The following is a 22,546-nucleotide window of genomic DNA, read 5'->3' on the forward strand; positions in this document are numbered from 1 at the left end:
CCGTGCGGTGCCGTCGTTCCATCCAATAACAACAAGAGTGATTACCCAATGGACGCAACTTCTATCGCCGGCCCACAGCTGATGGTGAGCCTGGTCCTGGCCATCGTCATACTCATCGTGCTGGTTCTCAAGACCCGCATCCACGCCCTGCTGGCGCTGATCATCGCCGCTTCGATCGCCGGCCTGGGTGGCGGCATGGCGCCCGACGCGCTGGTCAAATCCATCACCACCGGCTTCGGTGCCACGCTGTCGACCATCGGCCTGGTCATCGGTTTCGGTGTGATGATGGGCCGCCTGCTGGAAGTCTCCGGCGCCGCCGAGCGGATGGCCTATACCTTCGTGCGCTGGCTGGGCAACAAACGCGAAGAGTGGGCGATGATGGTGACCGGCTACATCGTCTCGGTGCCGATCTTCTGCGACTCGGCGTTCGTCATCCTCAACCCGTTGGTCCGGGCACTGGCGCGCAACAGCGGCAAATCGATGCTGACCCTGGGTATTGCCCTGGCCAGCGGCCTGATGCTGACCCACCATGCGGTTCCACCGACGCCAGGGCCACTGGGGATTGCCGGGATTTTCAATATCGACGTGGGGTTGATGATTTTCTGGGGCGTGGTATTCACCATTCCCGGCACCTTCGTGCTGGTGGCCTACGCCCGCTTCATGGGCCCACGCATCGAGGCGATGATCGCGCAAAGCGGCCAAACTCCGGTCGAACCCGCCACCGCCTATCGTGAAGTACTCGAACGCGCCGATGCCCGCGAGGCCGAACTGCCGCCGCTGTGGCTGTCGATGCTGCCGATCGTGCTGCCCATCCTGCTGATCTTCGCCAACACCCTGGTCGTCGCCCTCGGCAAACTCAACGGCGACAGCACCCTGACCCAGAGCCTGTTCGGTCAGACCATCGCTTTCGTCGGCAACCCGGTCATCGCTGTCGGCCTCGGGGTGGTGGCGGCACTGTATGGACTGGTGCCGCGGCGCCCGCGTGAGGAAGTCATCGCGCACATGGAAAAAGGCGTAGAAAGCGCCGGCATCATCCTGCTGGTCACCGGCGCCGGTGGTGCATTGGGTGCCGTGTTGCGCGACAGCGGTGCGGGTCAGTACATGGGCGAATGGGTCGCCACCTTGCCGCTGCCGGCGGTGTTGATCCCCTTCGTGATCGCGTCCCTAGTGCGCCTGATCCAGGGCAGCGGCACCGTGGCAATGATCACCGGCGCCTCGATTTCGGCGCCGATCCTGGCCTCGATTCCCGACGTTAACATGGTCTTCGCCGCCCAGGCGGCGGCCATTGGCTCGATGGTCTTTGGCTACTTCAACGACAGCTATTTCTGGGTAGTCAACCGCATGCTCGGGGTCACCAACGCCAAGCATCAGATGCTGACCTGGTCGATTCCGACCACGATCGGCTGGTTCACCTCCCTGCTCACCCTGTTGCTCTTCAACGCCATTCTCGGATAACAGTGCCGGGCACCTGGGCAGGAACTGATAAGTCCTGCCCAGGTTTGTCCCTTGCTCTTAGCGCCAGCTCATTCACCCACAGTCGTTGCGGAGGAACGTGCGCCATATTTGCTCAACAGTTTCAGCGTCACGCCATTCGTCCAGCCGAAACCGTCCTGCAACTCATATTCGCCACCTCCCCCGCCATCTCCCCGCCCGGATACGTCGTACTTCTCTACCAGCTTGTCTTCCTTGCGGTAAAGATTGTGTACCTGTTGCAGGAAGCGAGTGCCAATCTGCTGCGCCAGCGCGGTGTGCCCATAGCGATCCAGCCCCTCAACCGCCACCCACTGCAGCGGTGCCCAACCGTTGGGTTCGTCCCACTGCTGGCCATTGCTGACCTGCGTGGTGGCAATGCCGCCAGGGCGCAGCAGACCATCACGGACTGCCTCGGCCGTGCGATTGGCGTGGTCCGCGGAGGCAAGGCCGGTGTAAAGAGGAAACAGCGTGGCGGCTGTCAGTTGCGGGCGTTGACGGTGCTGCTGCCAGTCGTAGTCCACGTAAAACCCTGCATCGGCATTCCACAAATACTGCTCGATGGCACGCTGCCGCCGTTCTGCGCGCTGACCATAGTTCTGGACGCATGGCGTGTTTTGCACGGTTTCACACGCCTTGGCGATGGTGCGCTCCAGGTGATAGAGCAGGCTGTTCAGGTCCACGGGCACAATGGATGTGGTGCGTATGGTTGCCAGGTTCTGGCCGTCGCCGAGCCAGCGCGAACTGAAGTCCCAACCGCTCTCCGCGCCGGCACGCAGATCACGCCAGACCTCTTGCCTAGGTCTGTTCGAGGCCTGTTCGGCGGTTTTGACATCTTGCAACCAGGATTCCTGTCGCGGCGTCGAACGGGCATCCCAATAGCGATTGAGCACGCTGCCATCGGCGAGCTTGACCACATGTTGCGCGGCGGCACCCGGTTTGAGCCCCTCGGCGCCCTGCATCCAATAGGCGTATTCCTTCTGCAGTTGTGGAAGGTAACGCCCAAACGCCTGGTCACCTTCGATGTGCGCCTGCAACTGCACCATGTAAGCGAAGAATGGCGGTTGTGAGCGGCTCAGGTAGTAGGTGCGATTGCCATTGGGAATGTGCCCGTACGTGTCGATCATATAGGCAAAGTTATCGGTCATCTGGCGCACCTGGGCCTGATCACCGCTTTGTTCAAGCCCGAGCATGGTGAAGTAGGAGTCCCAGTAGTACATCTCGCGAAAGCGTCCGCCTGGAACGACATAGGGTTGTGGCAAGGGCAACAGGCTGCTGTAGGGCGGCACTTGGCGATAGGTACGGCTTAACACGGGCCAAAGGCTGTCGATGTGCTCTTGTATGGGCGCGCCCGGTTTCGGTGCCGGGCTTTGCGCTGCGCCGGACTCGATGAAGTTGTCCTTCACGAAGGTTTCGAGATCGAAGTCGCTGTTGTCGCGACGAGCCAGGTATTCGGCACGGATTTTCGAGGGGTCGCGGGTGGGCAGTGCGTCGACGAAATGCTTCTGGTCGGTGAACAGTTGGTTGTTCTGCACGGCTTCGAATAACTCGGGATATGCCTGGTCGGGCGGCAGATTGGCCCGTTCCTTGGCATCCATGTAGCCCCAGGTCGCGGGCGGTTGGCTTGAGCAAGCCGCGCACAGCAACGCGGCGAAGGACAGGCTGGTGAAATACAGTGGTCGCATCAGCGGCTCCATCATTTGTCGTTCCTGACAAACGACTGACACGGCCGAACAAACCCGGGTTCATTAAATGTCGCCGAATCGACAGCTGGAACAAGAGAGGCCACACTCAAGTTTTTCACAGGGTCTGGCCCGACCGCCCCAGGTTCAATGCCCCCCGGTTTCGACGGATGACACTCAAGCGCGTATAGGCCCAGCCGATAACACATTAAGTCAACGGCCCCCAGGCCGCGCCGGCACTGCTGGTTGCATAGGGTAACTCTCGATGATTTTGCCGTTTAACCGTCTGCTGATGAGCTGCGTCCTGGTGTTCCTGGCTGCAAGCACAGCCGTGCCAAACGCCGCCGCAGAGAATGCGCTGCGCATCGTTACGGAAGAACTGCCGCCCTATAACATGACGCAGAACGGGCGAGTGACCGGTATGAGCACCGAGGTGGTCCAGGCGGTGCTCAAGGAGGTCGGCGTAGAGGCGTCCATCCAGCCCATGCCTTGGGCGCGGGCCTACGAACTGGCGCTCAATGAAAGTAACGTGTTGATCTATTCAATCGTTCGAACGCCTGCGCGTGAATCACTTTTCCAGTGGGTCGGGGCCATCGCCCCAACCCAGTGGTACATGTATTCGCTGGCTGAGCGCCCGGTAAAACTCAACTCGCTGGACGATGCGCACGGTCACCAGATTGCCACCGTCAATCAGGACGTGGGTGAGCAATACCTGGTGTCGAAGGGTTTCCGCATTGGTACAGACCTGCAGTCGAGCAACAAGTACGAACACAACTACCGCAAGCTCAAGGTCGATCACGTGGAGCTATGGATTTCCAACGAGCTCAACGCGCTGTACCTGACCCGCCAGAATGGTGAAGACCCGGATAAAGTGTTGATCCGCTCGCTGCCGCTTCCCGAATTGAGCAGTCAGGATGGCTTGAGCATGGCGTTCAGTCGCAAGACGCCGGCCGCGACGGTCGAGAAATTCCGCTCAGGCCTGGAGACCATCCGCCGTAATGGCGTTTACGACGCCATCATGCGCAAGTGGTTATGACATGGCCGACGATTTTCGGACTGTCCCCATCCATCCGCCAAAAACCAGGACGTTCAGCTCGCTGGGACGGCGTCTGGTGTTGGCCACGCTGGTGTTCTGCCTGTGCTTTACCTTGGCGATGGTCACGCTGCGTACCTGGCAGGCCTGGGAAAACAATCTGGCGCAGATGAATTCCGAGCTGGTCCTGATCGACCAGGTGTTCCAGAACACCCTGGCCCATGCCATTTGGGAAATGGACCGTGAATCGTTGGACAAGCAGATCACCAGCGTTGCGAATGCGGCGCCGGTGGGACGCGTGGCACTCAATATCCTGCGCCCCGGACAGGCGCCAGAAATCATCGAGTTCAATCGATATGCCAGCAATGCATCCAGCGTGGCGCCGGTGCTGCATCGCCAGCTCGTCGCGCAGCCCTACATCGGCGCCAACGAAAAGGTCGGTGAACTGACCATCGAGGGCGATAACAACCTGCTTTGGGAACGCCTCTGGGACGAAGCCCGCAGCATCGTCATCACGCAGGTGATCCAGTCGTTGCTGCTGGCCGGCCTGGTCATGACCATGTTCAACCGCCTGGTGACCGTGCACGTTGTCCATATCGCCCGGCATCTGGGGAAACTCTCACCACAAACACTCAACTTCCACCTCAAGCTGCAACGTTCGGTCCGGCGCCAGGACGAGTTGAGCCTGCTCGAATCCAAAGTCAATGCACTGCAAGACAACCTCCACGCCCATCTGGAGCGCCAGCACTCGGACGAACTGGCCCTTGCAGCCAGTCGCGACCAGTTGGCCGAACTGGTCGAGGCGCGCACTTCGGAACTCAAGGCCGCCAACCAGGCCCTCGAAGCGCTGTCGCGTCACGATGCCTTGACGGGCTTGGCCAACCGTCGTTACTTCGATGAACTGAAGGATGTCGAATTCCGCCGTGCGATCCGCCACAACACCCCGCTGGCCGTGCTGATGTGCGATGTGGATTTCTTCAAGATCTACAACGACACCTACGGCCATATCAAAGGGGACGAGTGCTTGAAACAGATCGCCGGGACCCTGCGCAGTGTCTTCGGCCGCTCCGGCGAACTGACTGCTCGCCTGGGGGGTGAGGAGTTTGTCGTGGTATTGCCCAATATCAACGCCAGCCAGGCATGCGAGGCAGCCCAGCGGTTTCGTGAAAGCCTGGCTGAACTTGCACTGCCCCATGGCGGCTCAGCGGTTTCCCCTTTTGTCACCCTGAGCATCGGCGTCGCCGAGCTGGACACCAAAACCATGGATCACTTCGATCAACTGCTGCAACGCGCCGACCAGGCGTTGTACCGGGCCAAACGCCAGGGGCGCAATTGCGTCGCTTTATAAAACCACCGTGTGCTGCGAGGTCTGTATGCACTATCGCCTGATGCTCTGCTCGTGCTTGCTCCTGGCCTTGATCAGCGTGAAAAGTCACGCCGAGGCGATCGAAGTCGTGACCGAAGACTCGTTATACGCCTACCTGCGTGAAGGCGCGCTCGTCGGCCCGGGCACTCGAATAGCCGACGAAACCTTGAGAGGCGCAGGGATCAGCGATTACCGCATGTTGCTGTACCCATGGGCACGCGCTTACGAAAAAGCGCTGCATGAACCCAATGTGATGATCTTCCCGCTCGATCGCACCCCGGCCCGTGAGCAGATGTTCAAGTGGGTGGGTGAAATCCATCGGGCGACGACCAAGCTCTACAAGCTGCGTGGACGTGGCGGCATCGCCGTTGACAACCTTGAAGACGCCAAGCAGTACACCATAGGCGTGGTGCGCAATGACGCCAAGCAGGTTTACCTGCAGCAGAAAGGCTTTACCCGGCTGGTGGTATCGGCGGACAACCACGATAACTTTCAGAAACTGTTGAATCAGCAGATTCAGTTGCTGCCGATGCCCGAGAATACTGCGCGCCTGATGAGCAAAGATGCCCAAGTGGATTTCACCACGCTGGAGGAGGTCTTTTCCCTGGATGAACAACCCCACCGAGTTCACATGGCGTTTAGCCTGAGCACCCCAGACGAAATCGTCACCCGGGCTCAACAAGCTTTCGCGAAGCTCAAGGCTTCAGGCGAAGTGGATCGGATCATGACTGAAGAGCGTTAGCGGGTAAGCCTAATGCAGTACGTGCAGGCGGGGTGATTTGCTGACGCTGACCCTCCTATGGCAGGCTTGGGCCAGAGCTTTTTTCCGCGGTTCACGCGGTCACTGCAAGTCGGCAATGAGGCCCCTCCCATGAGCAAAGCGCCCTATGTACCGCCCAGAGTCTGGAAATACAACGCCCCGTCTGGCGGCCAGTTCGCCAACATCAACCGCCCTACCGCCGGGCCGACCCATGAAAAAGTATTGCCAGTGGGCGAACATCCGCTGCAGCTCTATTCACTGGCCACGCCCAATGGCGTGAAGGTGACCATCCTGCTGGAGGAGCTGTTGGCGCTGGGGCACACCGGCGCCGAATATGACGCCTGGCTGATTCGCATCAACGAGGGCGACCAGTTCTCCAGTGGCTTTGTCCAGATCAACCCGAACTCGAAGATCCCGGCGTTGCTCGATCGCAGCGTGGAGCCGGCGATCCGGGTTTTCGAGTCCGGTTCGATCCTGCTGTACCTGGCGGAAAAGTTCGGCGCCTTCCTGCCCACCGACCCGGCCGGACGCACCGAAACCCTGAACTGGCTGTTCTGGCAGATGGGCGCAGCCCCCTATCTGGGTGGAGGCTTCGGTCATTTCTACGCTTACGCGCCCGATAAACTTGAATACCCCATCAATCGTTTCACCATGGAAGCCAAACGCCAGCTCGACGTCCTGAATCGCCGTCTTGGCGAAAGCCAATACCTGGCCGCAGACAGCTACACCATCGCCGATATCGCGGTCTGGCCCTGGTATGGTCAATTGGTGCGCGACAACGTGTACTCGGCTGCCGAGTTCCTGGCTGCCCACGAATATACCCATGTGCAACGCTGGGCCGAGGAGATCGCCAATCGACCGGCAGTGATCCGGGGGCAACGAGTGAACCGCACGTGGGGTGATGAAGCGAGCCAAGTGCCGGAGCGGCATCGGGCTGAGGATCTGGATTGAAGGGGCCGGGCCGGTCTTTTCCTGTCAGCACCGGATAGCAACCGCGGTGGGCCGGGCGCTATCCGAATCGCTGACCGCTGCGCGGATTAAACACGAATCGTGAATCGATGATTGACTTTTCAGCCATTGAACCTGCAATTGCATTCCCTATGCTGGCATGACTGCTCATCGAGCGCGGCGCATCGTGAGGCCCTCCCGGCGCGCCTTCCGATCACTCGCGAGAACCGTCATGAAAGGCCCCAGAACGCTCTACCAGAAGCATATAGATGCCCACACCGTCTGTACGCTGGACGACCATGGCCATGTGTTACTCTACATCGACCGCCAGGTCGCCAACGAATACACCAGCCCCCAGGCCTTCAGCGGCTTGGGAGAGGCGAACAGAACGGTATGGCGCCCGTCATCGACGTTGTGCGTGGTCGATCACGTCAACCCGACCGCGCCTGATCGCGTCGCGGCCATGCCGGATGCGGGTGGCGCGCTTCAGGTTTCTTACTTCGAGCAGAACTGTCGAGACTTCGGAATCGAGTTGTTCGATGTCCTGGACAAGCGACAAGGCATTGAGCACGTGGTTGCCCCTGAGCAAGGCTTCATTCTTCCCGGGATGGTCGTGGCCGCAGGTGATAGCCACACAACGACCTATGGCGCGCTGGGCGCCTTTGGTTTTGGTATCGGCACCTCGGAAATTGAACACCTGCTCGCCACACAGACGTTGGTCTATAAACGTCTGAAGACCCTGCGCGTGAATGTGCACGGGCGGATGGGCGCAGGCGTCACCTCCAAAGACATCATCATGGCCTTGATCCGCGACATCGGTGCGTCCGGTGCGACGGGCTACGCCATCGAATTCTCCGGCCCCACCATTGAGTCCCTCAGCGTCGAAGCGCGCATGACCATCTGCAACATGGCCGTAGAGGCCGGTGCCCGTGGGGCTTTCATGGCGCCGGACGAAAAGGTGTACGCCTACCTCAAAGACAAACCGCGAGCCCCGAAAGGGGCGCTATGGGAGCAGGCTGTCGAGAAATGGAAAACGCTTTATTCCGACCCTGGAGCGCATTTCGACAAGGAAGTCGAACTCGATGCCAGCGCGTTGGAGCCGATGGTGACTTGGGGAACCAGCCCTGACCAGGCCGCGCCGATTGGTGAGTGCGTACCGGATCCGCGCCTGGAGAGCGACCTGATCCGCAGGCAGGACCTGCAGCGGGCATTGCGCTACATGGGCCTTGAGCCGGGAACCCGACTGGCCGGGGTGCCGATCAGTCACGCCTTTATCGGCTCCTGTACCAACGCACGCATCGAGGATCTGCGCGATGTCGCGCGCATCGTTCGGGGTCGCAAAGTAGCGGCGAGCGTGCGCGCGATGATCGTACCGGGTTCCACGCTGGTGCGTGATCAGGCACAAGCGGAGGGGCTGGCGCAGATCTTCAAGGATGCCGGCTTCGAATGGCGCCAGTCCGGCTGCTCGATGTGCCTGGCGATGAATGATGATGTGCTGTCGCCGGGAGATCGCTGTGCCTCCAGTACCAACCGAAATTTCGAGGGCCGTCAGGGCGCCGGAGCAAGAACTCACCTCATGAGCCCGGCGATGGTCGCCGCCGCAGCGATTTGCGGCCACCTCACCGACGTTCGTCAACTGTCCATGGAGAGCTGAAATGCAGCCATTCACCATCGTTCGCGGTATCGCCGCACCGCTGCCCGCCGCGAATGTGGACACCGACGTCATCATGCCCAAGCAGTTCCTCAAGGGCATCGATCGCAATGGGCTGGACCGCGGGGTCTTCTTTGACTTGCGTTTCCTGGCCGATGGCGTCCCCAATCCGGCGTTCGTTCTCAATCAGGCCCCCTGGGATCACGCCAGTTTCCTGATCACCGGACCTAATTTCGGTTGTGGTTCCAGCCGCGAGCACGCGGTCTGGGGGCTGAAGCAATTGGGTATACGCGCACTGATCGGCACGAGTTTCGCCGGCATTTTCTACGACAACTGCCAGCGCAATGGTGTTCTGCTCATTCAATTGAAGGAGTCAGAACAGCAGGAGATCAGCCATCTCGTGGGGTCACCTGAAAACTCGCAGATCACGATCGATCTGCATGCCCAGCAGATTCACCTTCAGAGCGGAAAGATGATTGGGTTCGAGATGGACCCCTTGCGTAAAAAAGCGCTGCTGGAAGGTCTCGATGCGATTGGTACAACGCTTGAGCACACGTCACGAATCCGCGACTTCGAGGCACTGCACCATCGTTTGAACCCCTGGCTTGCCTGAGCCTCGAGCGAACAAGGGCCTGCATCCTGCGGGCCTGCGGGGTCGGACAGAACTGCCGTCAGGCGCGGGCCGTCTCCGGTAGCCGCAGCCTTTTCAAATAGCTCTCCAGAAACTCCACGCACACGCGAAGTTTGGCCGAATCCGCCAGCCTGGTCGGATACACCGCCCAGACGTTCGCGCTTTGGGTGTAATCGGGCAGCACGCGGACCAGCTTGCCTTGATCCAACAGTGGCTGAACATCCCACAACGACCGCAGAAGCACCCCGCGCCCAGCCAAGGCCCATTGCAGTACGATTTCTCCGCTGTTGGATGACAATCTGCTGCTGACCCGTACAACCTCATCGCGGTTGGCCTGATTCAAATGCCACACACCGAATGGATTGTTCCGCTCCTTCAGCACTAGACAATCATGATGAGCAAGGTCCTTGAGGGTCATCGGGACCCCTCGCCGCTCCAGGTAATCCGGTGTGGCACAGAGCACTCGGTGGTTACTGAGCAGCTTGCGGCTGATGTGATGGCCCGGCAAGTCGTCACCCACGCGGATCTCCAGATCAAAGCCTTCGGCAACGATGTCTACCACGCGGTCGAACACATCCAGCCGCACCTCCAGTTCCGGGTAGATCGATGACAACTCTGCAATCGCAGGAGCAACATGATTGCGCCCAAAACCGAAGCTGCTGCAAATGTGCAGCAGGCCACGAGGGGCTTGGCGAATCTCGGTGAGCTCGCCAACGAAATCATCCATGTCGTCGAGAAAGCGAATCGCCCAGCGCTGGGTTTTTTCTCCCGCTTCAGTCAGCGCAATGCGTCGAGTGGTGCGATGCAAAAGCCGCGTGCGCAATGTCTGCTCGAGCACGCGAATCCGTTTGCTCACGAAGGCCGGCGAGAGCCCAAGCTCATCCGCGGCACCGGCAAAGCTGGATTTGCGAATGACGGTCAGGAAGACCCGAAGGTCCTCCGGCAGAGGCGTTTGAACACGAAATGTGTTTTCTGGTGTCATGACTGCCCGGCCTGCTCCACTTTTGGCGAAGGATAGCATCTACTGACCCGCCCCCCGTCAGCTTATGCCCAACCCGTTCGGCAGCCCCAGGGAGATGGCCGGGATGTCAGTGATCACGATCAGAACCAGCAGCAAGGCAAACTTCGAGAGACGCCTTCGGCCACCCCGAACGGGCGACCGTGGCTGGGGAACTTCAGTTGGATTGGTTGGCCGCCTGGGCCGCTTCGATCAGTTCGGTACCAATCTGGGCTTCGAAGGCTTTCCAGGCAGGACGCACGGCATCGCGCCAGGCATCACGTTGCTGCGGGGTCAGGCTGATGATCTCGCTCTTGCCCGAATCGATGATGCCCTGCTTGGCCTTCTGATTGAGCACCTCGGCCTGCTTGTTCACTTCGACAGTGACCTCATCGATGATCTGCTCCAGCTCATCGCGTACATCTGCCGGCAAACCATTCCAGAATTTGGTGTTGGCGATCAGCAGGTAGTTGCCGATGGCATGGTTGGACTCGGTCATGTACTTCTGCACTTCATAGTATTTCTGGGAATAGATGTTCGACCAGGGGTTGTCTTGAGCATTCACCACACCCGTCTGCAGGCCCTGGTAGATCTCGGCGAAAGCCATCTTGCGCGGCACTGCGCGCAATGCGCTGTATTGCGCGGCCTGCAGGTCAGACGGCTGCACGCGGAACTTCTGCCCGCGGGCATCACTTGGCTTGACCAGCGGCTTGTTCGCGGTCAACTGGCGCATGCCGTTGAGCCAGTAGGCCAACCCGGTGATGCCCTTGCCTTCCATTGACCTGAGCAGCGCCTTGCCTTTGTCCGACTGTTGAAAGCGCTGCGCTGCCGCCACGTCGTCGAACAGGAACATCAAGTCGAACAACTGCAATTGCTTGGTGTACTGCTCCAGTTTCGAGGGTGCCGGCGCCAACATCTGCACCTCACCCAGCAGCAACGCTTCCATCTCCTTGCCATCGCCGTACAACGACGAATTGGAGTAGACCTGCACTTCGACTTTACCCGGCAGGCGCTCCTCCACCAACTTCTTGAACATCAGGGCGCCCTGCCCCTTGGGCGTGCTGTCGGCGGTGATGTGGGAGAACTTGATCAGAATCGGCTCGGCGGCCTGGACAGACAACGCACCGACCAGGGCAAAGCTGGCAAGCACCCCGGTCAGGCCACGACGCACGGATGGATACTTCATGGTGAGCTCCTATTGTTTTTGTTCGAGCGTTGGGGACGTATCCCCCTCAGTCCGTTTGGACTCTACCCCCCGTCCCTACGCCACTGAAATTCATATTTGAACAATGCTGCCTTCGGCTTTCACGAAGGCTCGACCATGGAAGCTTCCCGTTGTTCGCTGCTCATCAGGTGTTCAAGCATCTGGCGTGCCGTCATCGACAGCGCTTCCAGGCTGCGCACGGCAATCTTCAACTCGCGACGCGCCCAGGGATCGTCCAGCGCAATGACCTGCACATCGAGCGCCGGCAGATAGGTCCGCACGGCAAGCTCCGGCAGGATGCCGATCCCCATGCCGGTGTGGATCATCCGGCAAATGGCTTCGAAGCTGCGCACCTGGATACGCAGGCGCAATGGCGTGCCCAAATGACGCGCTGCCTGTTGCAACAGGCCGTGCAACGAGGCGTCCTGCTGCAACCCGATGAAGTCGTAGCTGACCGCTTCGTGCAGGCTGATGCGGCTGCGCTCGGCCAGCGGATGCGCGCGTGGAGTGACCAGCACCAACCGATCGTGGCGGTAGTTGAACACCTGCAGCTCGTCGGCGGGCACATGGCCGGCAAAAATGCCGATATCGGTAAGCCCTTCGCGCACCGCACGGATGGCTTCGCTGCTGACCCGCTCTTCCAGATCGATTTTGACCTGCGGGTGCAACCGGGTAAAAGCACTGAGGTCCTCGGGCAAGAATTCGATCACCGCCGAGGTGTTGGCGTGAATGCGCACATGTCCCTTGACCCCCTCGCTGAACTCGCTGAGGTCGGCATTCATCTGCGCAAGGTTGTCCATCATATTGCGCGCGTGATGCAGCAGCGCATGCCCGGCCGGCGTCAGTTCGACGCCCTTGGGTTGGCGGTAGAGCAAGGCGATTCCCAGCTGGTTTTCCAGGTCGCTGACCCGTTTGCTCACCGCCGCCAGGGCCAGGTGCTCGCGCTCGGCGGCCTTGGTCAGGCTGCGCTCATCGGCGATGGCGACAAACAGCTTGAGGGTGACGAAATCGATACGACGCATAGGCGCGGCCTCCTGTCAGTCGCGTATCACGACGTGCAGCACGATGAAGAACAGTTTCAAGGTTCTCACAGGTGGTACTTCGCAGGATACGAAGCCTGGCTTGGTCATTGATCAATTGTTCAGTCCATGGGCCTGAGCCATCCTGCCTGACAAAGAACAGCGCACGACCCAAAGGTGCAGACATGACAGAACAACACGCAAGCAGCATGGCGCTGCAAGGCCTGAAGGTCTTGGAGATGGGCCAACTGATCGCCGGCCCGTTCGCCAGCAAGATGCTCGGTGAGTTTGGTGCCCAGGTGATCAAGATCGAGCCGCCGGGTGTTGGCGACCCGCTGCGCAAGTGGCGCAAGCTCAAGGACGGCACCTCGCTCTGGTGGCATGTGCAGTCACGCAACAAGCAGTCGTTGACCCTCAACCTGAAGGCGGCGGAAGGTCAGGAGATTGTCCGCCGGCTGGTGGCCGAAGCGGATGTACTGGTCGAGAACTTTCGCCCCGGCACCCTGGAAAGTTGGGGACTGGGCTGGGACACGCTGTCGAAGATCAACCCGCGCCTGATCATGCTGCGCATCTCCGGCTACGGGCAGACCGGTCCCTATCGCGACCGTCCCGGCTTCGGTGTCATCGGCGAGGCCATGGGCGGCCTGCGTCACCTCACCGGTTATCCGGGTCAGGCACCGGTACGGGTCGGCATCAGCCTGGGCGATTCGTTGTCTTCCCTATATGGGGTCATCGGCGTGCTTCTCGCTTTGCAGGAGCGCCAGAACAGCGGCATGGGCCAGTTCATCGACGTAGCGCTGTACGAATCGGTGTTTGCGATGATGGAAAGCCTGGTACCGGAATACGACGCCTGCGGATACATTCGCGAGCCCGCCGGCAGCGCCCTGCCGGGTATCACGCCGTCCAACTCCTACCCCTGCAACGACGGGCATTTCGTACTGATTGCCGGCAATGGCGACAGTATCTACAAACGATTGATGCACCTGATCGGCCGCCCGGATCTGGCCGAGGACCCGCGCCTGGCGCATAACGACGGACGCGGCGAACATGCCGAGCGCATCGATGCGGCCATCGCCGAGTGGACCCGGCAACGCGACCGGGATCAGGTCCTGGAAGCACTGAATCAGGCGTTGGTGCCGGCCGGCTTTCCCTACACCGCCGCCGATATCGTCAAGGACCCGCACTACCTCGCGCGCCAGATGATCGAGACCGTGCAAACCAGCGCCGGCGCGCTGAAAGTGCCGGGTGTGCTGCCCAAACTCAGCCGCACCCCAGGGCGTCTCGGCGCCGGCGGCCCTCAATTGGGCGAGCACACCGACGACCTGCTGGCCGGTCTGGGCCTGAGCGGCGAACAGGTCCGCGGCCTGCGCGAGCGCGGCATCATCTGAACAAGGACGCGCCTGCAAAACAGCTTGCGCTCCTCACCGTTACCCGGAGAACCGCCCCATGAGCAAACGCCTGTACATCCAGGAAGTCGTCACCCGCGACGGCTTCCAGAGCGAAGCCCAGTTCATCCCCAGCGAAGACAAGATCGCCCTGATCGATCGCCTGGCACAAACCGGTCTGGCGAAGATCGAAGTCACCTCCTTCACCTCGCCCAAGGCGATCCCCAGCCTGCGCGATGCCGAAGCGGTGATGCGCGGCATCCGTCGCGTGCCAGGAGTGGAATACAGCGTGCTGGTGCCCAATGTGAAGGGCTGTGAGCGGGCATTGGCCTGCGAGGTTGACGAGATCAACCTGGTGATGTCGGCCAGCGACAGCCACGGCGTGGCCAACCTGCGCATGACTGCCGAACAGTCGCTCGAGCAGTTCCGCCAGATCATTGCCGTCAGCCAGAGTAGCGGCGTGTTCATCAATGCCTCGTTGTCGACCGCCTTCGGCTGCCCGTTCGAAGGCCAGGTCGCCGAAGCGCGGGTCCACGGGCTGATCCAACGCTTGCTGGACATTGGCGTGCAGGGCGTGACCTTGTGTGACACCACTGGCATGGCCGATCCGGCGCAGGTCGCGCGCATCTGCCGTGAAGCCCTGGCGCGCTGGCCGCAGACCCCGTTTACCCTGCACTTTCACAACACCCGAGGCATGGGACTGGCCAATGCCCTGGCGGCACTGGACGCCGGTATTGATCGTTTCGATGCCTCGCTCGGAGGGCTGGGCGGCTGCCCCTATGCACCTGGCGCCAGCGGTAATATTTGCAGCGAGGATCTGGTGCACATGTTCCAACGCATGGGCCTGGACACCGGTGTCGACCTGGACAAACTGCTGGCGGCGGCGGCCACCCTGCCAACGCTGGTCGGTCACCCGGTGCCAGGGGCAATTCTCAAGGCCGGCAAGTCCGACCGACGCTATGCAAAAGCTCAATAGATACCAAGCCGGTAGCCTCGGGCCGAGGCTACCGCGCCGATAGTCGAGCGCCTCACCGCCCCCCTCCAGAATCGGCCGATATTGTTATTGCGCCCTGCACAGACCATTCAAATCTGCTGGCTTTATAGCCGGAGCAGCTGCCTTGTAAGCTCCCTCTCAATCCCTCTTGGCGACAAACCCGGTGAGTGATTGCCGATGATCGATCCGGTTTGAGCGCGCCGGTATCCGTCGCCATCGGTGTCTTCAATGTCGCCACGGATCTTCTCTTCGCAGACTGGGAGTCAACGATGAAGCTACAGGTCAATGAACGCGAACTGGAGGTGGATGCGCCCGCCGATATGCCGCTGTTATGGGTCATTCGAGACCTCATGAACATGACCGGCACCAAGTTCGGTTGCGGTATGGGCCTATGTGGCGCCTGCACCGTGCATATCGACGGCTCGCCCCAGCGCAGTTGCATCACGCCGGTCGGCGCCCTGGCCGGTAAAAAAATCACCACTATCGAAGGGCTGTCAGCCGATATCAGCCATCCGGTTCAGCGTGCCTGGACCGAACTGGATGTGGTCCAGTGCGGCTATTGCCAGTCCGGTCAGATCATGGCCGCCGCTGCATTGCTGGCCAGCAACCCTGCCCCCACCGACGCCGACATCGATCAGGCCATGGCCGGCAATCTATGTCGTTGCGGTACGTACCAGCGCATTCGTTTGGCAATCCACCGGGCCGCCGAACTGAGCAAAGCCTGACCCCATTCTCTCAGCCACCTTTCAGCCAGGGAGTGCTCTGCAATGAATGCCATGATTGTCTCTTCTCGTCGCAGTTTTCTTAAGTCTGGCACCGTGCTCGGCACTGGCCTGATTGTCGGTTTCACGGTGCCCGCTGGCAGACGCCTGATGGCGCAAGACCTGGAGTCCGCCGAATTCGCGCCCAATGCATTTCTGCGCATAGCCGCGGATGACAGCATCACCATTTTCCTGGCCCATTCCGAGATGGGTCAGGGGGTCTGGACCACCCTGACCCTGCTCATCGCCGAAGAACTGGACGCTGACTGGAACACACTCAAGGTCGAGCATGCGCCGGCCGCCGCCGTCTATGCCAGTCTGCGGCGTGGGTTTCAGGGCACGGTCGGCTCTTCCAGCATTCGTGATGAGTTCGAGCGTTATCGCCGGGCGGGCGCAATGGCGCGGGCGCTGTTGATCCAGGCAGCGGCCATTCGTCTTGGCCAGGCCCCCAGCGCATTGCGCACAGAACATGGAGAGGTCATCGCCGGCAACACCCGTCTGCGCTATGGCGAACTGGCCGAACAGGCCGCCACGCTCCCGGTGCCGGATCCGGCGACGCTGCCCCTGAAAGATCCGGCAGCCTGGACGCTCATCGGCAAGGGCGCCCTACGGCTGGACTCGCCAGAAAAGATCAGCGGTCGCGCGAAGTATGGCATCGACGTCCAGTTCGAAGGATTGCTCTGCGCCGTGGTTGCACGGGCTCCGATGCTCGGAGGCAGCGTCCGCGCCTTCGATGCCACCCAGGCCAAGGCCCTGCCCGGCGTACGCCATGTGGTTCAGGTCCCCAGCGGCATTGCGGTCGTCGCTGATCACTACTGGGCGGCCAAGCGCGGGCGCGATGCGCTGCAAGTGCAATGGGAGACTGCAAGCGGCACCGTCATCCTCGACAGCGACCAGCAACGCCAGGATTTAACCGCCCTGACCCACACAGAGGGTGAAGTCGTCACGCAACGCGGCGAGGTGGAGCAAGCCCTGAAGTCTGCCCGCAAGGTAGTCGAGATGGCGTACAGCGTGCCCTACCTCGCGCACGCCACAATGGAGCCACTCAACTGCACCGTGAAGCTCAGCGACGATGGCTGCGACATCTGGGTCGGCAGCCAGATGCAAACGTTCAATCAACGAGCCGCGGCAAAGATCACCGGTCTTGCCCCTGAGCAAATCCGTATTCACACCACCTTCCTGGGCGGTGGTTTTGGCAGGCGTGCCCTGCAGGATTTCATCGCCGAAGCGGTGGAAGTCGCCAAGGCTGTGAATGTGCCGGTGAAAACCCTCTGGAGTCGCGAGGATGATATGCAGGGTGGTTACTACCGGGCAGCCTTCGCCCAACACCTGCGCGTAGCCTTGGGGGCCGACGGGCGACCGGTGGCCTGGTCGCAAACCACGGCGGGGCAATCGATATTTCCGGATGCGTCGGGCATTCACCCGACGTCTGTCGAAGGCATGAGCGACTCGCCCTACATCATGCGCAGCCCGGCCTATCGGGTCGAAGCGCACGCCCCTCGGTCGAACATTCCGGTATGGTATTGGCGCTCCGTTGGACACAGCCACAACGCGTTCGTCATGGAGAGCGCGGTGGATGAGCTGGCACACGCCGCCGGACAGGACCCACTGGCGTATCGCCGCCTGCTGCTTGAATCGGACCCACGGCACCTGGGCGTGTTGAACCTTGCCGCCGAACGCTTCGGTTGGGGGCGCACGCCAGCACCGGGACGCGGCCACGGCCTCGCCGTGCATCAGTCATTCGGCAGCTACTGTGCTCAAGCGGTGGAGGTTTCCATCGAAGGTGGGAATATCCGCGTTCATCGCGTGGTGTGCGCGATCGACTGTGGCATCCCGGTCAACCCTGACAACATCAAGGCACAGATGGAAAGCGCTATTGTCTTCGGCCTCAGCGCAGCGCTGTTCGGGCAGATGAGCATCAAGGAGGGTCGTATCCAACAGTCCAACTTTCACGATTACCGGGTGCTGCGCATCAACGAAATGCCGCAGATCGAGGCGCATGTGCTGCCCAGCACCGAGAGCCCTGGCGGTGTAGGCGAACCCGCAACGCCCCCCATCGCTGCGGCCGTGGCCAACGCGGTCTTCGCCCTGACGGGTCAACGCTTGCGCGAACTGCCGTTGCGTCCATCGAGCAGTACATGAAGCGAAGGCCTTCAGGTTAGCGGGCCAAAGCGTTCGGCATACAGGGCGCTCACCCACTCGACAAACACCTTGAGTCGTGGAGAGAGCTGGCGATGATAGGGATACAACACCGAAACCGGGAGTCCGGGACTGGGCCAGTCACCGAGAACCTCGACCAACTCCCCTGACGCCAGGTATTGCTCCACGCGAAAGCGCGGCACCTGGATCAGTCCACAGCCGTTCAACGCACAGCAGCAGTAAGACTCGGCGTCATTCACTGAAATCCAGCCCCCCGGCTCCAGCTCGACCACTTGGCCGTCAATGACAAAGGTGAACGGGTAACGTATGTCATGATTGCTGGCAAAGAAGCCCACGGCCTGATGTTCAGCAAGCTGCTGTGGAAACATAGGCGTGCCGTGTTCGGCCAGATAGCCGGGGCTGGCACAGACCACTTCAGGCATCAACGCCAGCCGCTTGGCCACCAGCGACGAATCACGCGGGTTACCTGCACGGACCACGCAATCGACGCCTTCGCTCACCAGATCCACCAGCCGGTCGCCGCAGCTGATGACCAGGTTGATTTGGGGATAGCGCCGATGAAAATCCTGGATGTTCGGCAGGATGATCCGAGTCGCATGGGTCCCGTGCAAATCCAGACGCAAAGTGCCGCGCGGATTCGCCACGACCGTGCTGAGTGAAGACTCGGCGTCCTCCAGATCTGCGAGCACAGCCTTGCATCGCTCATAGAAGGCCTGGCCGTCGAGTGTCGGCCGCACCCGCCGGGTTGTACGCTCGAGCAGACGCGCACCGAGCTGCCGCTCCAGCTCCTTGATGGCCAGCGTAGCTGTGGCCCGCGGGATATTCAGACCGTTGGCGGCACGAGTAAAACTGCCTTGCTCGATGATGCGAATGAACAGTTGCAAGGCATCGAATTTATCCATCGTGTGACGCCCTTTTATTGGTGAGAGATGAACAGTCTTACCCGCGATGCCTGACTAATCCACCCCATCGAAGCAATCAGTATCACTTTCACGACGGTGCAAGGTCCAGCGTGGGCCGATTGTTTATGGGAGGTGAATGGTCATGGCAGCCCCGTCGATTTATCCATCGCCAGGAAGACACCACACTGTCCTCGTCAACCTTTTAATAAACGACCCAGGACATCATTCAGATGAAACCGACATCTCACGCTCCCAATGCTGAACAGCCCTCGAAGCTGGTCGTCCCGGCCCTGGGTATTTTTTATCAATGGGGCGAGCCTCTCGCCTATGCAATGCTCCGGTTATGCCTGGGGATCATCATGGTGACCCATGGCTTGCCCAAGCTGTTGGGAACTTCACACGGCTCGATGGCGGATCCCATGGCGGGTTCGATTCACTTGATCGCAAACGTCCTGCACCTGCCATTCCCCGCGCTATTGGGCCTGTTCGTCGCCTGGCTTGAAGGTTTGGGTGGGCTGCTGCTGGCGCTAGGATTGGCCACCCGGCCGTTGGCGGTGGCGATGGCCATACAGATGGCGGCGATCGCTTACATCCTTGGCCCGAACTGGCCCTGGATAGACCGTGGCATCGAATACCCGGTATTGATGGGCTTTCTTTTCACTTATATCGCCTTCAAGGGGGCCGGTCGTCACTCACTGGACCGCCTATGGGGGCGTGAATTCTGACGCCTTCGCAGCGCTTATCGACCGGCATCGGCTGACAGTCGATAAGGATGGCGGTTAGATGATGAGCGAAGGATTCACCCGTGTTCAATCATCGTTGAATGGAGCGCTCGGATCCCTTTCACCCGGCGCCCCAGGCCGCTGGATCGTGGCGCAGTTTGAATCATAGCCCTGCCCCTCGAGTTGGGCGCGTGCAAAAGCAAACGCTTCATTCAACGAGCCATGCATCACCCCGTCATGCCCCAATCCTTCATAGGTTTGCCAGGTGACCTGGTTTCCAGCCGCGCACAGCGCCGCCGCCACCGCGTACTGTCGTACCGGGGTGATGGTCTCATCGGCCTGGCCGGTGGCAATCAGCAACGGAAAAGCGATCGTTGCCTGGGGCATATCGGTCGTGGGCGTGCGCAGTGCGCTCAACGCTTGCGCACTGATGGTCAGCAACTGCGAAAACGAACCGATTTCCAGCTCCCGCGACTTGAGGGCAATTTCCCGCGTACAGCTTTGCCGGGCAACGTCGAGAAGCTGCAGCCCTTCAGGCGTCAGTAGGTCGTCTATTCGGGGCGCGTTGTCGCGTAACCCGCCAGTGGCCAACGACAGGAAGATCGTATTGGAATGGCGCGCCTCAAGCGCGATGGGCCCGTCGGGGAATGTGCTATTGGGCGCTGTGATAACCGCACCGAGAATATTGAGTTCAGGTGCATAGCTGGCGGCGAGTATCGACGCGCCCAGAGCGGCGCCGCCCCCCTGGGACTGCCCCGCCAGGATCGTGCGGTTGGCAATCACACCGGGCTTGAGTGCGCGGGCGGCACGGACCGCATCCAGGACAGAGCTGCCTTCGGCCTGCCAGACCGTATAAGGGTGAGGCCCTGCCCCCCCCAGGCCTTGATAATCAGTGGCCACGACGGCGAATCCGCGCTCCAGCCAACGATTGATGTACGCAGCGTCACGCGCTCTGAACCCGGTCCACGAAGGCGCGCATATGTCGGCGATCCCCAGCGTACCGTGGGCCCAGGCCAAGAGCGGCCAACCTTCAGACGGAGCAGGACCGCTCGGCAGGAACAGCGTGCCGCTGACAGGCACCTGGCCTGAGTGCCAACGCTGGTCCGTGGAACTGTAGAGCATGCGTATGGTTTGCGCCGCTGCTGGCAGCCGCTCCTGCGGTTTGAGCGTTTCGCTCCTCAGCAAGACACCGGGAACAGTGGGCATTGGGTCCTGCCAGCGATAAAACGCAGAAAGCTCCATATCACCCGCGGCACGCCCGACCGGAAGTTCACCGGCAGCCATTGCGTTGAACGCAAGGGTCATGATGCTCCCAAGACAGATCCGCGTCACAAGTGAAGAAGCAAGGGTTCGAAGAATCAGCATTTAGCGTTCGCCTCATGATGAAGAAGGCCCCAGCACAATGGTTTGGAGGCCACGAGAGTCAGTGTTCAGGATCAGGATGACTGGCCGGACGGCGCACTACGCCAGTGCCTGACGCAACGCAGTGGCTTGGGTGAAAATCACATCCCGTACGACAGGTGCAACTTCATTGAATCGCAGGAACCCGTGGGTCATGTTCGCAAGGACTTCCAGGTGCGTCGCCACACCGGCAGCGTGCAACTTATCCGCCAGCTCACAGTTTTCGTCGTACAACGGATCAAGGTTTCCGACGATCAAGCGCACAGGCGGGAGTCCAGCCAGATCAGCGGTGATCGGCTGCACCCGCCAGTCATCTTCATCCTCGGCCAGGTAGCTCGCCCAGTAAGCATTCATCGTTTTGGCAGACAAGTTCTGCCCGCCATACCCACCGAGTCTCTGCCACGAATCGGAAGAAACACCTCGGGAATAGGAGCCGTAGAACAACATCAGCTGTCGCAACGTATCCATTCCAGCGTCGCGCAGCGCAAGGGCGGCGCCCAGGGCCAGATTGGCGCCCGCCGAGTCGCCACCCAGAGCATACCCCCGCACCGGACAATGAGTGATTGTCCCCAGGTTGATGACCCTGCTGACTATCGACACCACCTCGTTAAACGCCACTGGAAAACGGTACTCCGGCGAGAGGGCATAGCCGATGGACAACACCGCCAAGCCGCTGTCACGCACCAACTGGCGCAGAGGAGCGTCCCAATCGGCGAGTGCTCCGTGTCGAAACCCGCCGCCGTGACAATAGAACAGCAGCAAGGGCGTCTCATCGTCTTGCGGCCAATACAGCTTGCACGGAACAACCCGACAATTGACCGAAAACTCCAACATGCGCTCGCAGGACAAAGGCACGCTGGGTCGCGACGCCCATGCGCTGATTCGTTGCAACTGCGCGCGAACCTTCTGAATCTCTCCTTCGACGACAGGAAGCAGACCCAGCTCGCGTAACGTCGCCGCGACGCCGATGAGGTCTGGATGAACCTCGTTCGGATCGACGAGCACCCCGTCTGTCCCCTCACCGCCCACTTTCGGGTTTTCGCACTTCCCACCGAGCCTGGACATCGCCACCTCTGATTATCGGTTGTCTGGCGCCACGCTGAACAATGGCGCCATTAGGACCTGCCTTGATTGGCGCTGATGATTAATCGGATTCCAGGAGCGCGTCCCTCACCATGAAGGCCCATTGCGCACCGTGCATATCACGATCCTGCAGAGCCCCCTGTATTACGGGGCGCGGTAGGCTGATCTTGATCACATTCAATGCATCGATCCGAAACACGCTGATCGACTCGACGGTCCGGCGAAAGAGCTGAGCAATGGCCGGCGCTTGCAGTTTCGGTTCGCCCGCCAGCCGGGCAAAAACATCCGAGTCCTGACAAAACACATCAATGGTCAAAGAGAAGGGGCCGGCGTTCTTGGAGCGAATTTCGTAGCCGAGTGCTTCCATGGTATTCATC

20 protein-coding genes are annotated in these 22,546 nt (G+C 60.6%); 12 read left to right on the forward strand and 8 right to left on the reverse strand.

The features are described 5' to 3' along the window. Positions 1–48 precede the first annotated feature (48 nt). Positions 49–1,455, forward strand: coding sequence for a GntP family permease (locus tag GKKCFE_RS13535; RefSeq protein WP_076384241.1), 1,407 nt, complete (start codon positions 49–51; stop codon positions 1,453–1,455). A 68-nt stretch (positions 1,456–1,523) separates the two neighbouring features. Here the strand turns inward: GKKCFE_RS13535 and treA are convergent, their stop codons facing one another. After that, a complete protein-coding gene (gene treA / locus GKKCFE_RS13540) occupies positions 1,524–3,155 on the reverse strand; it encodes an alpha,alpha-trehalase TreA (protein WP_445578007.1) in 1,632 nt (543 codons plus the stop codon). Positions 3,156–3,417: 262 nt separating this feature from the next. Between treA and GKKCFE_RS13545 the strand changes: the two genes are divergently transcribed. The 6 genes from GKKCFE_RS13545 to leuD all read left to right on the forward strand — a co-directional run bounded on the left by GKKCFE_RS13545 (position 3,418) and on the right by leuD (position 9,523). Then, positions 3,418–4,188, forward strand: a complete 771-nt coding sequence (locus GKKCFE_RS13545) for a substrate-binding periplasmic protein (protein ID WP_445578008.1) — start codon at positions 3,418–3,420, stop codon at positions 4,186–4,188. A gap of 1 nt (position 4,189) precedes the next feature. Then, positions 4,190–5,533 (forward strand): diguanylate cyclase, encoded by a 1,344-nt coding sequence (locus GKKCFE_RS13550; protein ID WP_160892140.1) that lies wholly within the window; start codon positions 4,190–4,192, stop codon positions 5,531–5,533. Positions 5,534–5,558: 25 nt separating this feature from the next. Next, positions 5,559–6,293 (forward strand): substrate-binding periplasmic protein, encoded by a 735-nt coding sequence (locus GKKCFE_RS13555; RefSeq protein WP_445578009.1) that lies wholly within the window; start codon positions 5,559–5,561, stop codon positions 6,291–6,293. A gap of 129 nt (positions 6,294–6,422) precedes the next feature. Further along, positions 6,423–7,262, forward strand: a complete 840-nt coding sequence (gene yghU, locus GKKCFE_RS13560) for a glutathione-dependent disulfide-bond oxidoreductase (protein WP_107322815.1) — start codon at positions 6,423–6,425, stop codon at positions 7,260–7,262. 229 nt (positions 7,263–7,491) lie between these two features. Continuing rightward, a complete protein-coding gene (leuC, locus tag GKKCFE_RS13565; RefSeq protein ID WP_445578010.1) occupies positions 7,492–8,913 on the forward strand; it encodes a 3-isopropylmalate dehydratase large subunit in 1,422 nt (473 codons plus the stop codon). Position 8,914: 1 nt separating this feature from the next. Continuing rightward, positions 8,915–9,523 carry a 3-isopropylmalate dehydratase small subunit gene (leuD, locus tag GKKCFE_RS13570; RefSeq protein WP_445578011.1) on the forward strand — a complete coding sequence of 203 codons (609 nt, stop codon included), beginning with the start codon at positions 8,915–8,917 and terminating at the stop codon, positions 9,521–9,523. 58 nt (positions 9,524–9,581) lie between these two features. On the opposite strand, the gene GKKCFE_RS13575 is transcribed toward leuD, so the two are convergent. From GKKCFE_RS13575 to GKKCFE_RS13585, 3 genes are all read right to left on the reverse strand, one after another. Then, positions 9,582–10,523 (reverse strand): LysR substrate-binding domain-containing protein, encoded by a 942-nt coding sequence (locus GKKCFE_RS13575; RefSeq protein WP_445578041.1) that lies wholly within the window; start codon positions 10,521–10,523, stop codon positions 9,582–9,584. A gap of 193 nt (positions 10,524–10,716) precedes the next feature. Then, positions 10,717–11,724: a TRAP transporter substrate-binding protein gene (locus GKKCFE_RS13580; protein ID WP_445578012.1), complete on the reverse strand. Its 1,008-nt coding sequence runs from the start codon at positions 11,722–11,724 to the stop codon at positions 10,717–10,719. A 119-nt stretch (positions 11,725–11,843) separates the two neighbouring features. Next, entirely contained in the window at positions 11,844–12,764 is a 921-nt protein-coding gene (locus GKKCFE_RS13585) for a LysR family transcriptional regulator (protein WP_047225606.1), read from the reverse strand. A gap of 182 nt (positions 12,765–12,946) precedes the next feature. On the opposite strand from GKKCFE_RS13585, the gene GKKCFE_RS13590 reads away from it, so the two are divergent. The 4 genes from GKKCFE_RS13590 (at position 12,947) to GKKCFE_RS13605 (ending at position 18,043) form a co-directional block, all read left to right on the forward strand. After that, positions 12,947–14,149, forward strand: a complete 1,203-nt coding sequence (locus GKKCFE_RS13590) for a CaiB/BaiF CoA transferase family protein (RefSeq protein WP_139049846.1) — start codon at positions 12,947–12,949, stop codon at positions 14,147–14,149. Positions 14,150–14,207: 58 nt separating this feature from the next. Then, a complete protein-coding gene (locus tag GKKCFE_RS13595) occupies positions 14,208–15,122 on the forward strand; it encodes a hydroxymethylglutaryl-CoA lyase (protein ID WP_339488399.1) in 915 nt (304 codons plus the stop codon). 287 nt (positions 15,123–15,409) lie between these two features. After that, positions 15,410–15,865 (forward strand): (2Fe-2S)-binding protein, encoded by a 456-nt coding sequence (locus GKKCFE_RS13600; protein ID WP_139049845.1) that lies wholly within the window; start codon positions 15,410–15,412, stop codon positions 15,863–15,865. 42 nt (positions 15,866–15,907) lie between these two features. After that, positions 15,908–18,043, forward strand: a complete 2,136-nt coding sequence (locus GKKCFE_RS13605; protein ID WP_445578013.1) for a molybdopterin cofactor-binding domain-containing protein — start codon at positions 15,908–15,910, stop codon at positions 18,041–18,043. 11 nt (positions 18,044–18,054) lie between these two features. Here GKKCFE_RS13605 and GKKCFE_RS13610 read toward each other — a convergent pair whose 3' ends face one another. After that, positions 18,055–18,963 (reverse strand): LysR family transcriptional regulator, encoded by a 909-nt coding sequence (locus GKKCFE_RS13610; protein WP_047225601.1) that lies wholly within the window; start codon positions 18,961–18,963, stop codon positions 18,055–18,057. 230 nt (positions 18,964–19,193) lie between these two features. On the opposite strand from GKKCFE_RS13610, the gene GKKCFE_RS13615 reads away from it, so the two are divergent. Next, entirely contained in the window at positions 19,194–19,688 is a 495-nt protein-coding gene (locus GKKCFE_RS13615; protein WP_047225600.1) for a DoxX family protein, read from the forward strand. Between the two features lie 84 nt (positions 19,689–19,772). Here GKKCFE_RS13615 and GKKCFE_RS13620 read toward each other — a convergent pair whose 3' ends face one another. From GKKCFE_RS13620 to GKKCFE_RS13630, 3 genes are all read right to left on the reverse strand, one after another. Next, positions 19,773–21,050, reverse strand: coding sequence for a lipase family protein (locus GKKCFE_RS13620; RefSeq protein ID WP_445578014.1), 1,278 nt, complete (start codon positions 21,048–21,050; stop codon positions 19,773–19,775). 96 nt (positions 21,051–21,146) lie between these two features. After that, the gene (locus GKKCFE_RS13625; protein WP_445578015.1) at positions 21,147–22,151 is read right to left on the reverse strand and encodes an alpha/beta hydrolase fold domain-containing protein; all 1,005 of its coding nucleotides are present in this window, start codon (positions 22,149–22,151) and stop codon (positions 21,147–21,149) included. A 79-nt stretch (positions 22,152–22,230) separates the two neighbouring features. Continuing rightward, the gene (locus GKKCFE_RS13630; protein WP_139049841.1) at positions 22,231–22,545 is read right to left on the reverse strand and encodes a DUF4387 family protein; all 315 of its coding nucleotides are present in this window, start codon (positions 22,543–22,545) and stop codon (positions 22,231–22,233) included. Position 22,546 lies beyond the last annotated feature (1 nt).

This window comes from Pseudomonas sp. E141 (assembly GCF_052659885.1).

What these genes read in the sequence shown, in the direction of transcription:
- GKKCFE_RS13605 (WP_445578013.1), top strand. Translation starts at nt 15,908, where the DNA reads ATGAATGCCATGATTGTCTCTTCTCGTCGCAGTTTTCTTAAGTCTGGC.
- treA (WP_445578007.1), bottom strand. Translation starts at nt 3,155, where the DNA reads ATGCGACCACTGTATTTCACCAGCCTGTCCTTCGCCGCGTTGCTGTGC.
- GKKCFE_RS13610 (WP_047225601.1), bottom strand. Translation starts at nt 18,963, where the DNA reads ATGGATAAATTCGATGCCTTGCAACTGTTCATTCGCATCATCGAGCAA.
- yghU (WP_107322815.1), top strand. Translation starts at nt 6,423, where the DNA reads ATGAGCAAAGCGCCCTATGTACCGCCCAGAGTCTGGAAATACAACGCC.
- GKKCFE_RS13620 (WP_445578014.1), bottom strand. Translation starts at nt 21,050, where the DNA reads ATGCTGATTCTTCGAACCCTTGCTTCTTCACTTGTGACGCGGATCTGT.
- GKKCFE_RS13555 (WP_445578009.1), top strand. Translation starts at nt 5,559, where the DNA reads ATGCACTATCGCCTGATGCTCTGCTCGTGCTTGCTCCTGGCCTTGATC.
- GKKCFE_RS13550 (WP_160892140.1), top strand. Translation starts at nt 4,190, where the DNA reads ATGGCCGACGATTTTCGGACTGTCCCCATCCATCCGCCAAAAACCAGG.
- leuC (WP_445578010.1), top strand. Translation starts at nt 7,492, where the DNA reads ATGAAAGGCCCCAGAACGCTCTACCAGAAGCATATAGATGCCCACACC.
- leuD (WP_445578011.1), top strand. Translation starts at nt 8,915, where the DNA reads ATGCAGCCATTCACCATCGTTCGCGGTATCGCCGCACCGCTGCCCGCC.
- GKKCFE_RS13585 (WP_047225606.1), bottom strand. Translation starts at nt 12,764, where the DNA reads ATGCGTCGTATCGATTTCGTCACCCTCAAGCTGTTTGTCGCCATCGCC.
- GKKCFE_RS13600 (WP_139049845.1), top strand. Translation starts at nt 15,410, where the DNA reads ATGAAGCTACAGGTCAATGAACGCGAACTGGAGGTGGATGCGCCCGCC.
- GKKCFE_RS13545 (WP_445578008.1), top strand. Translation starts at nt 3,418, where the DNA reads ATGATTTTGCCGTTTAACCGTCTGCTGATGAGCTGCGTCCTGGTGTTC.
- GKKCFE_RS13615 (WP_047225600.1), top strand. Translation starts at nt 19,194, where the DNA reads ATGAAACCGACATCTCACGCTCCCAATGCTGAACAGCCCTCGAAGCTG.
- GKKCFE_RS13575 (WP_445578041.1), bottom strand. Translation starts at nt 10,523, where the DNA reads ATGACACCAGAAAACACATTTCGTGTTCAAACGCCTCTGCCGGAGGAC.
- GKKCFE_RS13535 (WP_076384241.1), top strand. Translation starts at nt 49, where the DNA reads ATGGACGCAACTTCTATCGCCGGCCCACAGCTGATGGTGAGCCTGGTC.
- GKKCFE_RS13580 (WP_445578012.1), bottom strand. Translation starts at nt 11,724, where the DNA reads ATGAAGTATCCATCCGTGCGTCGTGGCCTGACCGGGGTGCTTGCCAGC.
- GKKCFE_RS13595 (WP_339488399.1), top strand. Translation starts at nt 14,208, where the DNA reads ATGAGCAAACGCCTGTACATCCAGGAAGTCGTCACCCGCGACGGCTTC.
- GKKCFE_RS13625 (WP_445578015.1), bottom strand. Translation starts at nt 22,151, where the DNA reads ATGTCCAGGCTCGGTGGGAAGTGCGAAAACCCGAAAGTGGGCGGTGAG.
- GKKCFE_RS13630 (WP_139049841.1), bottom strand. Translation starts at nt 22,545, where the DNA reads ATGAATACCATGGAAGCACTCGGCTACGAAATTCGCTCCAAGAACGCC.
- GKKCFE_RS13590 (WP_139049846.1), top strand. Translation starts at nt 12,947, where the DNA reads ATGACAGAACAACACGCAAGCAGCATGGCGCTGCAAGGCCTGAAGGTC.